A 13,051-nucleotide genomic window follows, 5' to 3' on the forward strand; every position below is an offset into this window, starting at 1 on the left:
GCCGTCGGCGCCGGCACCCTGCTCGACCTGCGCACCCCCGCGCCGCGCCCGGCCGACGCGCCGCCGGGCGAGTTCAGCGCCGCCCGGGCGTACGAGCACGTCGAGGTCGTCGCCGCGCGGACGCACGTGGCGGGCAGCCCGGCGAACGACCAGGTCCGTGCGCACGTCGAGGGGGTGCTGCGCGGCCTCGGCCTGGAGACCGAGGTGCAGGACACCGTCGCGCCCGAGGCCGGCCAGCTCAGCGGGGCGGCCGGCGGGGCCACCCTGGCCCGGGTACGCAACGTGGTGGCCCGGCTGCCCGGCACCGCCCCCACCGGGAAGGTCTTCCTCGTCGCGCACTACGACTCGGTGCAGTCCGGGCCGGGCGGCAACGACGACGCCGCCGGCACCTCGGCCATCCTGGAGGTGGCCCGCGCGCTGGCGGCCGGCCCCCGGCCGCGCAACGACATCGTCTTCGTGCTCACCGACGCCGAGGAGGCGTGCCTGTGCGGGGCGGCGGCGTTCGCGTCCAGCCACCCGCTGGCCGCCGACGGCGGCGTGGTGCTCAACCTGGAGGCGCGCGGCTCCACCGGCCCGGTGATCATGTTCGAGACCTCGCGGGACAACGCCGCCCTGGTGGACGCCTTCGGCCGGGCCGCGCCGCACCCCGTGGGCACCTCGTTCGCCGTCGAGATCTACCGCGCGCTGCCCAACGACACGGACTTCACCGCGTTCCTCGACGCGGACTTCGTCGGGCTGAACTCGGCGTACATCGACGGCGGGGCGATCTACCACACCCCGCTGGACACCCCCGCCGCCATGGACCGGGCCAGCCTCCAGCACCACGGCGACAACGCCCTCGGCCTGGCCCGCGAGTTCGGCCGGGTCGACCTGACCGCGTTGGACTCCGGGCACGACGCCACCTACTTCCCGGTCCCGCGCGGGCTGGTGCGCTACCCCGGCTGGCTGGTCCTGCCCCTGGCGCTGCTGGCGCTCGCCGCCGTGGTGGCCCTCGGCTGGCTCGCCCGGCGGCGGGGCCGCGCCACCGGGGGCCGGCTCGCCGCCGGGTTCGGGCTGGCGCTGCTGCCGCTCGTGCTCGCCCCGCTCGCCGCGCAGCTGCTCTGGGCGGCGGTCACCGCGCTGCGGCCCGGCTACGCCGAGTTGCTCGACCCGTACCGGCCGACCTGGTACCGGCTGGCCGTGGTGGCGCTCGCCGCCGCCGTCCTGTTCACCTGGTACGCGCTCACCCGCCGCCGGGTCGGCCCGGCCGCGCTCGCCATCGGCGGGCTGGCCTGGCTGGCCGTGCTCGGGGTGCTGCTCGCCGTGCTGGTGCCCGGCGGGGCGTACCTGGTCACCCTGCCGGCCCTGGCCGGCGCGCTGGCCGGGCTGGTCGCGATGAGCACGCGGATCGACGGTCCGTGGCCGGTGGTCGCGTCGACCCTGGCCGCGGCGGTGGCCGTGGTGATCCTGCTGCCCACCGTCGTCCTGCTCTTCCCGGCGCTCGGCATGGCGATGGGCGGGGTCGCGGCGCTGGTCGCGGTGCTGCTCGGCCTGGCCGTGCTGCCGGTGGTCGACCTGCTGCACCCGCAGGCCGGCGGGCAGCGCGGGCTGGTCGCGCTGCGCGCGCGCCGGCTCGGCGCGCTGCCGGCCGCCGCCGCCACGCTGGCAGCCGTGGTCCTCGCCGGGGTCGGGTTCGCCGTAGACCGCTTCGACGCCACGCACCCCGCGCCCACCCACCTGATGTACGCCTTCGACGCCGGCACCGGGCAGGCCCGCTGGCTCAGCCACGAGGAGGACCCGCAGCCCTGGACCGACGGCTACGTCGACGGGGTGACCGAGGTCGCCGACTTCCCCGGCCTGGGCGACGCCGAGCTGCGCGCCGGCCCGGCGCAGGCGGCGGACCTGCCCGCCCCGAAGCTGGAGGTGCTCGCCGACGCCACCGCCGGCCCCGAGCGCACCCTGCGCCTGCGGCTGGTCCCCCAGCGCCAGGTCCGCCTGACCACCCTGCACGTGGACGCCGCGACGGCGACGGTGCTGCGGGCGGAGGTGGCCGGCCGCGCGGTGCCGGTGGAGCCCGGGGAGGGCCGCTGGGGCTTCGGCCTGGTCTTCCACGCCCCGCCGCCGGCGGGTGTCGAGGTGACGCTGACCGTCGCGCCGAAGGCGGGGCAGGTGGCGCTGCGCGCGATGGACGCCAGCGACGGCCTGGACGCCCTGCCCGGCTTCCGGCCCCGCCCGCCCGGCGTGGGGGTGGTGGGCTCGCACAGCTCGGAGATGCTCGCCGTCGCCCGCACCTATCCGGTCTAGGCAGGCCCAGGCCCCGCCGAGAGCAGGCGCGGAGCGTTCCGCTTCGCGCCGTCAGCCCCAACCGGAGGGCCCGGGGGCGTCGACGTGATCGCCGTCGCCACCGGGCCCTCGCTGTCACCGCCAGTCGGTCACGACAGGTACTTGGACACCACGCCGGCGTCGATGACCGCCTCTTCGCCACCGGCGACAGTGACATAGCCGCTGTGGCCGTACCTGTTGTAGCCCCCGGTCTCGTTCAGGTAGTAGACGAGGTCCGAATCGGGCGAGGTGATGAAGCTGTACGGGTCGCGTACGTAGAACTCGCTCCGGTAGGTGCCCGGCCGCACCTGGGCGGCGTACGTGCCATCCGGATTCACCGTGGCCACCGCGGCGAATCCCTGGCCAACCACCACGATCCGGTAGATGCCCTGTTCCCCGGGGGGCGCGCCGGGCTCGCCGGCGTCCCGGAGGTTGTCCCGGTCGCTGTCGACCCAGACGACGCCCCGTACGGTCGCCGGCTGGAGGACGGTGACCCGGGTGCGCAAGGTGTTGTTGTCCAGGATCGTCTCGGTCGAGGTGGTCGACAGGGTGGCGGTCAGGTCGAGGACGTCGCCGGGGTTTGCGCCCGAGACGGCGGCCGTGATGTTGAGAAGAGCACTGCTCTCTCCCGGGCGCAGCGGCCCGTGGGTGCAGCGCCAGCCCGGCTGGCCTGCGGCGAGGTCGTCGCCGTAATGGCAGGCCCAGCCCTCGCCGCTCTCGCCGTGACGAACCGTGCCGGCGGGCAGCGGCACGGTGACGGTCAGGTCACCGGAGGGGGACGTCCCGCTGTTCGACACGAACGAGGTGAGGCCGAACACCTCACCATTGATCATCTCGTGGTCGCGCGACTCGCTCATGAACCCGACGTCCACGGTGCCGGGCACGTAGCGCAGGCTGGCCTGGGCGGTGTTGTTGGTGGTGGACGACTCGTGTCCGCCGGTGGCCGTCACACTCACCACGACCTCGTCACCGACCGTGCCGGCGGCCACGCCGAACGGGATCCGCAGGGGTTGCGCCGTCGCACCAGCCGCAAGCGGCACGTGGGTGCAGGTGGCGGGAACCTGGAAGGTGCACTGCCAGCCGGGTGGGACGGAGACCCCTTCGGTGAACCAGGTGCCGGAGATGGACAGGGCCAGGGTGACATCCCCGCTGGCCGCGGTGCCGGCGTTGTGGAGGCCGACCGTCAGGGTGGACCAGCCGCCGGTGTCAGCAACCTCGGTCGGGGCGAGGCTCGCGGCGACGACCAGGTCGGCCCGGGCAGGTGCCGCGTTGGCGGGGGTCGTGGCGAGCAGGCCCACCATGGTCGCCGTCAGTGCACTCCCCGCGAGCACACTGAGCCGGACGAGGCGGTGTTTGGAGGTCGCAGACATCGGATCCTTCCGTCGGAGGGATGACTCCGGGTCGACAGACCCGGCCGGGACGACAACACACTGCTGTCGTCCGTCTGCTGAGCGCTGAGAGATCGATCTTCGTTACACCGCTGGGGCCGGCGCGGGAGCCTGGGAGGCCAGGGACCTCACTTCCAGCGGAAGTGGACGAAGAGGCGGCCGAAGTTCTTCGAGTCCTTCTCGACGCGGTGGTAGAGCTGCTTGACGTCCTTCTGGTCGAGGAAGCGCAGCACCCGCTTCTTGAGCTGGCCGGAGCCCTTGCCGGGGATGATCTCGACCAGGGTGGCCTTCTTCGCCACCGCCTCGTCCATGATCCCGCGCAGCGCCCGGTCGATGTCCTGGCCCTTGTTGAAGATGTCGTGCAGGTCCAGCTTCAGCTTCATCGCGCACCCGCCGGCAGCTCACGTCCCATGACGCCGATGGTAGGCCGCCGGTCCGCACGGGGCGGGGCCGCGCCCCGGCCCAGCCGCGACCGACCGGCTCATGGGCGGCTTCCTTCCAGCTTCCAGCTTCCAGCGCCCGCCGCACGGGTGGAACGCCACGGTTGTCATCGGGCCCGTTCGACAGCCGTGGCGTTTCACCCGTCGCGGGAGCTACCCGGCGGCGCCCGGCGCTGGGCTGCCTCCGGTGACGGGGCCCGGACAGGCGGACGGGGCAGCCCTGTCGAGCTGCCCCGTCCGTGCGCCCGCGTCCGGGCGTCGATCCGACCGGCGTCATCCCTCGACGGCACGCTCGCCGTCAGCGACCGCCCTCGACCCGGGCCTGCACCCGGTCCAGGGCGGCGCGGTAGTCGTCGTTGCCGCTGTGCATGGCCGCCGCGATGCGCAGGTGCCGCAGCGCGTCGGCGTGCCGGTTGAGCCGCTCCAGCGTGCGGCCCAGCACGTGGTGGGCGTAGTGGTCGGCGGGGTCCCGGTCGATCAGCTCCCGCAGCTGCGCCTCGGCCCGGTTGAGCTGGGCCGACTGGAAGTAGGCCCGGGCCAGCAGCTGGCGTACCGAGGCGTTGTCGGGCTCCGCCGCCACGATCGGTTCGAGCAGCCGGGCCGCCCCGGTCGGGTCACCGGCCTCGAAGAACATGGTCGCCCGCCGGTACTCGGTCAGAAGGTCCATCCGACCCACCCCCTCGTGTCGCGCCACTGTCCCGACGCTGGCACAACATCCGCCGTACCGCGACTGTTCCCGGCCGGGAATCGCGCGGGCGGGGCTCAGGTGGAGGCGCCGTGCCGGCCGGCGGCCAACTCCCAGGCGCGGACGCCGCCGACGATGCCGGCGGTGTTGGGCACCACCACCACGTCGTCGCCCATCCGGGCGAGCTGCTCGGGGCGGATCAGCCGGGAGTTGCCCCCGCCCAGGTAGAGCCGGTCCCAGCGGAACACCGGGCGCAGCCCGTCCACGACCTGCCGGATCCGGCGGGACCAGAACGCGTCCCCGAGCCGGCGCCGCTCCGGCTCCCCCACGTAGGTGTCGTAGGTGGTGTTCCAGCGCACCGGGGCGTGGGACAGCTCCAGGTGCGGGGCGAGCACCCCGCCGTCGAAGAGCGCGCTGCCCAGCCCGGTGCCGAGGGTCAGCACCAGCTCGCAGCCGGTCCCGGCGACCACCCCGGCGCCGTGCACCTCGGCGTCGTTGAGCACCAGCGCCGGCACCCCGAACGCCTCGGCGAGGGCGGTCCGGGCGTCGTACCCGGTCCACTGCGTGACCAGGCCGGGGTCGACCTTCGAGCGGGGGCCGGAGCGGGTCACGTAGTGCGGGGTGGCGACCACCACCCCGTGCCGGATCATGCCCGGCAGGCCGACGGTGAGCCGGTCCGCCGTGGGCAGCCGGCCGCCCAGGTCCAGCAGCGTCTTCACGAAGAGCGCCGGCGGCAGGGGGTACGGGGTGGGCACCCGCAGCGGCTGGGCGCGCATCGTGCCCGCCTCGTCCAGCACGGACGCCTTGATCCCGCCGCCGCCACAGTCGATCGCCAGAGTGGTCACCACCCGAGCAGTGTGCCGCGTGCCCCCCGGGCCCCGTTCGCCGATCTTGCACTTCCGGCCCGGCATCCGCGGCTTTCACCACCTTTCACCCGGACAAGTGCAGGATCGCGGAGCGGTGGAGGCACGAGGGCGTGGAGCGGGGCGGGCGCGCGGGGCTGGGCGGGCGTGGAGCGGGGCGGGACTGGGCGCGGGGCTGGGCAGGCGTCGAGCTGGGCGGGATAGGGTCGGGCACTGATGAGCGCGACGATGATCGTCAAGGGGCTGGCCGCGGGGCACGGGGACCGGGCACTGTTCGCCGGCCTGGACCTGGTGGTCGCACCGGGGGACGTGGTGGGGCTGGTCGGGCCGAACGGGGCGGGCAAGTCGACGCTGCTGCGTACCCTCGCCGGATTGCTGCCGGTGGAGGCGGGCAGCGTGACGCTCAGCCCGCCCACGGCGAGCGTCGGGCACCTGCCGCAGGAGCCCGAGCGGCGGCCCGGCGAGACCGTGCGGGACTTTTTGGCCCGGCGCACCGGGGTGACCGCCGCGCAGGCGGCGCTGGACGCGGCGACGGTGGCGCTCACCGACGGCGCGCCCGGCTCCGACGACGCCTACGCCGAGGCGCTGGAGCGCTGGCTCGCCCTCGGCGGGGCGGACCTGGAGGAACGGGCCGAGCAGGTGGCCGCCGAGCTGGGCCTCACGGTCGACCTGGAACACCCGATGACCGGCCTCTCCGGCGGTCAGGCGGCCCGGGCCGGGCTGGCCTCGCTGCTGCTCAGCCGCTACGACGTCTTCCTGCTCGACGAGCCGACCAACGACCTGGACCTGGCCGGCCTGGAGCGGCTGGAGGAGTTCGTCACCGGACTGCGCGCCGGCACGGTGCTGGTCAGCCACGACCGGGAGTTCCTCGCCCGCACGGTCACCCGGGTGCTGGAGCTGGACCTGCACCAGCAGCAGATCCGGCACTACGGCGGCGGCTACGCGGGCTACCTGGAGGAGCGCGAGGTGGCCCGCCGGCACGCGCGCGAGGACTACGAGGAGTACGCCGACACCCGGGCCGGCCTGGAGGCGCGGGCCCGCACGCAGCGGGCCTGGATGGAGAAGGGCGTGAAGAACGCCCGCCGCAAGGCCACCGACAACGACAAGATCGGCCGCAAGTTCCGCGCCGAGGCGACCGAGAAGCAGGCGGCCAAGGCCAAGCAGACCGAGCGGCTGATCGAGCGGCTGGAGGTGGTCGAGGAGCCGCGCAGGGAGTGGGAGCTGCGGATGGAGATCGCCGCCGCGCCCCGCGCCGGCGCCGTCGTGGCCTCGCTGCGCGACGCCGTCGTACGCCGGGGCGGCTTCACCCTCGGCCCGGTGACCCTGCAGATCGACTGGGCCGACAAGGTGGCGGTGACCGGGGCGAACGGCTCCGGCAAGTCCACCCTGCTCGCCGCCCTGCTGGGCCGGCTCCCCCTCGACTCGGGGCATGCCGCGCTCGGCCCGGGCGTGGTGGTCGGCGAGGTGGACCAGGCTCGCGGGCTGTTCCTCGGCGACGTGCCGCTGATCGACGCGTTCGGCGCCGCCGTACCGCAGCTGTCGCCGGCGGACGCGCGGACGCTGCTGGCCAAGTTCGGCCTGCGCGCGGGGCACGTGCTGCGGCCGGCGGCGACCCTGTCGCCGGGCGAGCGGACCCGGGCGGCGCTGGCGCTGCTCCAGGGGCGCGGGGTGAACCTGCTGGTGCTGGACGAGCCGACGAACCACCTGGACCTGCCTGCCATCGAGCAGCTGGAATCGGCGCTGGCCAGCTACCCGGGCACCCTGCTGCTGGTCACCCACGACCGGCGGATGCTCGACGCCGTGACCACCAACCGGCGGCTGCGGGTGACCGCCGGACGGATCGCCGAAGATTGATCCGTGCCGACCCGCTCGCGGCGGGTGAGAATGACCTCATGCTCAAGTGGGAGTACGCGCTGCTGGTCCGCCGCCGCCAGGCGGCCACGAACGACATCGGCTGGGAGGTCGTCTTCGTCTGGTACGGCCCGGACGGCTCCATGGTCGACGTGACGCCCTACGGCGACACCGCGCTGGCCCACCTCAACCGGGCCGGCGACCAGGGCTGGGAGCTGGTCGCGATGAGCGAGGACCCGTCCCTGCCCGGCAACAACGAGCTGCACCGCTACCACCTCAAGCGGCCCAAGCCGGCCGCGCCGCCGCCCCGGCAGCGGATGCGCGGCGGCGGGCGGCCCCGCCGGACGATCAGCGGCTGACCCGCCCGCCCTCCTCCGGTCGTCCTGGCATAAGGGCCGGGGATCCGGGTAACGGCCGGCGGGAGGTGGCCCCGATGGTCGCGCTGGCACAGCACGCGCCCTCGGCCGAGCGGCTGCGGGCGATCGACGGATTCCTCGCCGAGGCCTGGGTCGACCAGGCCCGGCACGACGACCGGCTGCGCGACCTCGCGGTCGAGGTGCGCTTCGACCGGGGGGTGGCCCACGTCAGCGGGGAGGTCGCCGAGGAGGCCGAGCTGCGGCTGGTCCGGGACCGGGTCGGCCGGCTCGCCGGGGTGCTCGGCGTCTGGTGCCGGGTACGCGTCGGCGGTCGCCACCCGGTCGTGGTCGACCTCGGCTGCGGCGCCACCAAGCAGTGGCCGGGCAACCTGGGGCTGGACATCTTCCCCGCCCCGGGGGTGGACGCGGTGGCGGACCTCTCCGGCTCGCTGCCGCTGGCCGACGACTCGGTGGACGTCTTCTTCGCGGTGCACATCCTGGAGCACCTGATCGACTTCCTGCCGCTGGTCGACGAGTGCCACCGGGCGCTCCGGCCGGGCGGCGTGCTGCACGTGATGAGCCCGTGGTGGCGGCACGTGAACGCCGTCGCCGACCCGACCCACGTCCGGCTGCTCGACGTGCAGACGGTCAAGGGAATCTGCCTCCAGCGCCCGCCGGGCACCCCACGCTGGTATCCGCTGCACGTCGGCTGCGACGGCGCGTCGATCTTCGCCGACCTCACCCCGTTGCCTGCGGACGCGGACGGCCCCACCCCCGCCCACCTGGCCCGCTTCTTCGACTGACGCCCACCCGCCTGCCCCACCTGCCCCGCCGGCCCGCGCCGCCGGCCCGCCGGCCCGCGCCGCCTGCCCGCCTGCCCGCCTGCCCGCCTGCCCGCCTGCCCGCCTGCCTGCCTGCCCGCGCCGATCATGAGGTTGACGGCGGTCTTGATCTCCAGAACCGCCGCCAACCTCATGATCGACGTGGAGAAGGCGGGGCGGGGCCGGGTGAGGCCGGGGGTGGGTGGAGGAGGGAGCGGGGGACGCGGGGCTCAGCGGCCGAGGGTGCTCTCGCGGGGGGCCAGGCGCCAGGGGGCGGAGAGCTCCCGCGGCGGGGCGGTGCGGTCGCCGTCGATGCGGCCGGCGAGCAGTTCCACCGCCAGCCGGGCGATGCGCTCCTTGTCCGGCGCGATCGTGCTCAGGGTGGGCACGGAGAAGCGGCCGTCCTCGATGTCGTCGAAACCGGCCACCGCCACGTCCTCGGGGACCCGCAGGCCCGCCTCGTGCAGGGCGCGCAGGACGCCCAGGGCGAGGGTGTCGTTGAAGCAGAAGACCGCGTCGGGGCGTACGCCGGAGGTCAGCAGGCCGCGCATCGCGGCGGCGCCGTCCGCGCGGTGCCAGGCCGGCGCGGGCGCCACCAGCCGCTCGTCGTACGCGAGGCCGGCGTCGGCCAGCGCGGCGGTGTAGCCGGCGAGCCGGAGCCGGGCGCTGGCCCCCTCCGGGGTGCGTTGCGAGCCGATGGCGGCGATCCGGCGGCGACCGAGACCGGCCAGGTGGGCGGTGATCTCCCGGGCGGCGCTCACGTTGTCGATCCCGACGTGGTCGGCGGGACCGTGGTCGACCCGCTCGCCGAGCAGCACCATCGGGGTCCCGGCCAGCCCGGTGAGGTCCTCGGCGGTGAGCGCCAGCGGGCTGAAGATCAGCCCGTCGATCAGGTGCTCGGTGATGCCCGACGCGACCACCCGCTCCTGCTCCCGGCCGCCGCCGGTCTGGTCGATCAGCACCGTCCAGCCCAGCTCGGCCGCGGCCGTGACGACGTGCCGGGCCAGCTCAGCGAAGTAGGGGATGTCCAGCTCGGGAACCGCGAACGCGATGACCCCGGTGCGCCCCTTGCGGAGGTTGCGGGCGGAGAGGTTGGGCCGGTAGTTCAGCTCGGCGATGGCCTCCTCGACCCGGGCGCGGGTGTCGGGCCGGACGTGCACGTAGCCGTTGACCACGTTGGAGACGGTCTTCACCGACACACCGGCCCGCTCCGCCACGTCCTTGAGCCTGTGCCGCACCACGTCGCCTCCCCCCATGGGTGCGCACTTTACCGCGTAGGGACCTCTTTACAACGTTGCTTACAACGTTGTACAAACCAGGAGCACCGGGTGACCACGGTCACCCGGGACCGGCAACGAGGAAAGGTGGCACCCCTTGCGGACCGCGCAGCTCACCATCGACCCGGCCTTCGCCGTCGGACCGGCCGACCGGCGGCTCTTCGGCTCGTTCGTCGAGCACATGGGCCGCTGCGTCTACGGCGGGGTCTACGAGCCCGGGCACCCCGCCGCGGACTCGCGGGGGCTGCGCCGCGACGTGCTGGAGCTGACCCGGGAGCTGGGTGTGTCCGTGGTCCGCTACCCCGGCGGCAACTTCGTCTCCGGCTACCGCTGGGAGGACGGCGTCGGCCCGGTCGGCGACCGCCCCCGCCGGCTCGACCTGGCCTGGAAGACCATCGAGACCAACGCCTTCGGGCTCGACGAGTTCATGACCTGGGCCGCCGAGGCGGGCATCGAGCCGATGATGGCCGTCAACCTCGGCACCCGGGGCGTGCAGGAGGCCTGCGACCTGCTGGAGTACACCAACCATCCGGGCGGGACCCAGCTGTCCGACCTGCGCCGCAAGCACGGCGCCGAGGAGCCGTACGGGGTGCGGCTCTGGTGCCTGGGCAACGAGCTGGACGGGCCCTGGCAGGTCGGCCACAAGACCGCCGACGAGTACGGCCGGCTGGCCGCCGAGACCGCCCGGGCCATGAAGATGATCGACCCGTCGATCAGCCTGGTCGCCTGCGGCAGCTCCAACCGGACGATGTCCACCTTCGCCTCCTGGGAGGCGACCGTGCTGGAGCACACCTACGAGCACGTCGACTACATCTCCGCGCACACCTACTACGACCCGTCCGACGGCGACCGGGCCAGCATCCTGGCCTCCGCCGTCGACATGGACAACTTCATCCGCGAGGTCGTCGCCACCGCCGACCACGTGGCCGCCAAGCAGCGGCACCGGCGGAAGCTCAAGATCTCCTTCGACGAGTGGAACGTCTGGTACCAGTCCCGCCTCCAGGCCGACCTGGACCGGCGCGGCTGGGTCGAGGCCCCGGCGCTGATCGAGGACGACTTCACCGCCGTCGACGCGGTGGTGGTCGGCGACCTGCTGATCACCCTGCTGCGGCACGCCGACCGGGTCGGGGTGGCCTGCCAGGCCCAGCTCGCCAACGTGATCGCCCCGATCCGCACCCGCACCGGCGGTCCCGCCTGGCGGCAGAGCATCTTCCACCCGTTCGCGCTGACCGCCCGGCACGCCCACGGCACGGTGCTGCGCACCGAGCCCGTCGGCCCGACGTACGAGACGAAGCGGTACGGCGAGGTCCCGGTGCTCGACACGGTCGCCGTGCACGACGAGGAGACCGGCGAGCTGACCGTGTTCGCGGTCAACCGGGGCGAGACCGACCTCCCCCTGGACATCGACCTGCGCGGCCTGCCGGGCCTGTCCGGTACATCCCACCTGAGCCTCGCCGCCGGGGACGACCCGACGGCGACGAACACCGAGGCCGAGCCCGACCGGGTGACGCCCCGGCAGCTGCCCGACCCCACCACCGACGGCGGCCGGTGCTCCGTGCGCCTTCCGGCCGTCTCCTGGAACGTGCTGCGCTTCTCCCCCGTCGGTGGCTGACACCGCACCGGTCCTGAGCAGGCACAATTCATCCCGTCCCCCAAGGAGCAAAATCCCCATGATGCAGAACGAAATGAGCCGGCGGCGCCTGCTCGGGCTCGGCGCCGCGGCCTCGCTGACCCTGGCCGGTTGCGGCGGTGGCGACGACGACGCGGGCCCGGCGGCCGGCAACGGTGGCAAGGACTACACCGGCCCGAAGGTGGACCTGAAGCTGTGGAACGGCTTCACCGGCGGCGACGGCGACATCTTCAAGGCGCTGGTGACCCAGTTCAACACCGAGCACCAGAACATCGCCGTCTCCATCGCGACGTACGAGTGGGCGGACTACTACGCCAAGCTGCCGGGTGCCGCCTCCAGCGGCAACGGGCCGGACATCGCGGTCATGCACATGGACCAGCTCGCCACGTTCGCCGCGCGCGGCGTCATCACCGAGCTGGACGACGTCGCCAAGACCCTGGAGCTCTCCGAGGGCGACTTCGCCCCCACCGTCTGGAAGGGCGGGCTCTACAACTCCAAGCGGTACGGCATCCCGCTGGACATGCACCCCCTCGGCTTCTACTACAACAAGGGGGTCATGCAGAAGGCCGGGCTCGACCCGAACAAGCCGCCGACCACGAAGGACGACTACACCGCCGCGCTGACCGAGCTGAAGAAGTCCGGGGTGCAGGGGTTCTGGGTCAGCCCGTTCCAGTTCACCGGCGGCATGACCTTCTACTCCCTGCTGCACCAGTGGGGCGGCAGCGTCTTCAACGCCGAGGCCACGAAGGCCACCTTCAACTCGGACCAGGCCGTCGAGGCGTGCACCTGGCTGACCGACCTGATCAAGCAGGGCCACTCCCCGGCCAACGTCGGTCAGGACGCCGACTACCTGGCCTTCAAGAGCGGCAAGAACGCCTTCAACTGGAACGGCATCTGGCAGATCAACGACCTGAAGAAGAGCCCGGACGTCCAGTGGGGCGTGGCACCCCTGCCGCAGATCGGCACGCAGCCGGCCGCCTGGGCCAACTCGCACAACTTCACGATCGTCAAGCAGCGGGCCAACGACGCCAACAAGGTCTCGGCGGCGAAGGTCTTCATCAACTGGCTCAGCCAGCACTCCCTCGACTGGGCCAAGGGCGGCCAGGTCCCGGCCCGCAAGGCCGTCCGGGACAGCGCCGACTTCAAGGCGCTGGCCGAGGTCAACGCGCTCGCCCCCGAGCTGGAGTACGCGGCCTTCCCGCCGGCGGCCCCGGGCCTCGGTGAGGTCATGACGACCTTCTACAACTCGTTCAACGAGGCGGCGCTGGGCAAGAAGTCGCCCAAGCAGGCGCTGGACGACGGGGCGGCCAAGGCGAACAAGCAGCTCGAGGACAACCGCAAGAAGTACGGGAGCTGAGATGCTGGTGGTGTGCGGCGACAGCCACACGTCGACCCACGGCGCCCTCGGCGCACTCGCCTTCGGCGTGGGAACGAGCGAC

General features: G+C 73.6%; 10 protein-coding genes and 2 pseudogenes. 7 read left to right on the forward strand and 5 right to left on the reverse strand.

Annotated features, from left to right (window positions below; translation table 11 throughout):
* On the forward strand, nt 1-2,283 hold a 2,283-nt coding region (locus tag AB0G13_RS30940; protein ID WP_357882031.1), incomplete at its 5' end, for a M28 family peptidase.
* 128 nt (nt 2,284-2,411) lie between these two features.
* On the opposite strand, the gene AB0G13_RS30945 is transcribed toward AB0G13_RS30940, so the two are convergent.
* From AB0G13_RS30945 to AB0G13_RS30960, 4 genes are all read right to left on the reverse strand, one after another.
* Complete coding sequence (locus AB0G13_RS30945; protein WP_357882034.1) at nt 2,412-3,671, reverse strand: hypothetical protein; 1,260 nt, start codon at nt 3,669-3,671, stop codon at nt 2,412-2,414.
* A gap of 146 nt (nt 3,672-3,817) precedes the next feature.
* Complete coding sequence (locus tag AB0G13_RS30950; RefSeq protein WP_088987488.1) at nt 3,818-4,072, reverse strand: Smr/MutS family protein; 255 nt, start codon at nt 4,070-4,072, stop codon at nt 3,818-3,820.
* Nucleotides 4,073-4,427: 355 nt separating this feature from the next.
* Nucleotides 4,428-4,796, reverse strand: a complete 369-nt coding sequence (locus AB0G13_RS30955; RefSeq protein ID WP_357882038.1) for a tetratricopeptide repeat protein — start codon at nt 4,794-4,796, stop codon at nt 4,428-4,430.
* 95 nt (nt 4,797-4,891) lie between these two features.
* Complete coding sequence (locus AB0G13_RS30960) at nt 4,892-5,662, reverse strand: ROK family protein (RefSeq protein WP_357882041.1); 771 nt, start codon at nt 5,660-5,662, stop codon at nt 4,892-4,894.
* Between the two features lie 231 nt (nt 5,663-5,893).
* Here AB0G13_RS30960 and AB0G13_RS30965 point away from each other — a divergent pair, with 231 nt between their 5' ends.
* From AB0G13_RS30965 to AB0G13_RS30975, 3 genes and pseudogenes are all read left to right on the forward strand, one after another.
* Nucleotides 5,894-7,531 carry an ABC-F family ATP-binding cassette domain-containing protein gene (locus tag AB0G13_RS30965; protein WP_357882044.1) on the forward strand — a complete coding sequence of 546 codons (1,638 nt, stop codon included), beginning with the start codon at nt 5,894-5,896 and terminating at the stop codon, nt 7,529-7,531.
* 38 nt (nt 7,532-7,569) lie between these two features.
* Nucleotides 7,570-7,815 (forward strand): annotated as a pseudogene (locus AB0G13_RS30970) (hypothetical protein); the annotation flags it as partial.
* A gap of 146 nt (nt 7,816-7,961) precedes the next feature.
* Nucleotides 7,962-8,687, forward strand: coding sequence for a methyltransferase domain-containing protein (locus AB0G13_RS30975; protein ID WP_357882047.1), 726 nt, complete (start codon nt 7,962-7,964; stop codon nt 8,685-8,687).
* 248 nt (nt 8,688-8,935) lie between these two features.
* On the opposite strand, the gene AB0G13_RS30980 is transcribed toward AB0G13_RS30975, so the two are convergent.
* Entirely contained in the window at nt 8,936-9,943 is a 1,008-nt protein-coding gene (locus tag AB0G13_RS30980; RefSeq protein ID WP_357882056.1) for a LacI family DNA-binding transcriptional regulator, read from the reverse strand.
* Between the two features lie 136 nt (nt 9,944-10,079).
* Between AB0G13_RS30980 and AB0G13_RS30985 the strand changes: the two genes are divergently transcribed.
* From AB0G13_RS30985 to AB0G13_RS30995, 3 genes and pseudogenes are all read left to right on the forward strand, one after another.
* Nucleotides 10,080-11,594 carry an alpha-N-arabinofuranosidase gene (locus AB0G13_RS30985; protein ID WP_357882050.1) on the forward strand — a complete coding sequence of 505 codons (1,515 nt, stop codon included), beginning with the start codon at nt 10,080-10,082 and terminating at the stop codon, nt 11,592-11,594.
* A 58-nt stretch (nt 11,595-11,652) separates the two neighbouring features.
* Nucleotides 11,653-12,969: an ABC transporter substrate-binding protein gene (locus tag AB0G13_RS30990; protein ID WP_357882053.1), complete on the forward strand. Its 1,317-nt coding sequence runs from the start codon at nt 11,653-11,655 to the stop codon at nt 12,967-12,969.
* Nucleotide 12,970: 1 nt separating this feature from the next.
* Nucleotides 12,971-13,051 (forward strand): annotated as a pseudogene (locus tag AB0G13_RS30995) (aconitase family protein); the annotation flags it as partial.

The organism is Micromonospora sp. NPDC023633, from assembly GCF_040640035.1.
Classification (GTDB): domain Bacteria; phylum Actinomycetota; class Actinomycetes; order Mycobacteriales; family Micromonosporaceae; genus Micromonospora.

Bases quoted from the DNA above. Each gene is read 5' to 3' on its own strand.
- AB0G13_RS30945 (WP_357882034.1), bottom strand. From the start codon at position 3,671: ATGTCTGCGACCTCCAAACACCGCCTCGTCCGGCTCAGTGTGCTCGCG.
- AB0G13_RS30950 (WP_088987488.1), bottom strand. From the start codon at position 4,072: ATGAAGCTGAAGCTGGACCTGCACGACATCTTCAACAAGGGCCAGGAC.
- AB0G13_RS30955 (WP_357882038.1), bottom strand. From the start codon at position 4,796: ATGGACCTTCTGACCGAGTACCGGCGGGCGACCATGTTCTTCGAGGCC.
- AB0G13_RS30965 (WP_357882044.1), top strand. From the start codon at position 5,894: ATGAGCGCGACGATGATCGTCAAGGGGCTGGCCGCGGGGCACGGGGAC.
- AB0G13_RS30975 (WP_357882047.1), top strand. From the start codon at position 7,962: ATGGTCGCGCTGGCACAGCACGCGCCCTCGGCCGAGCGGCTGCGGGCG.
- AB0G13_RS30990 (WP_357882053.1), top strand. From the start codon at position 11,653: ATGATGCAGAACGAAATGAGCCGGCGGCGCCTGCTCGGGCTCGGCGCC.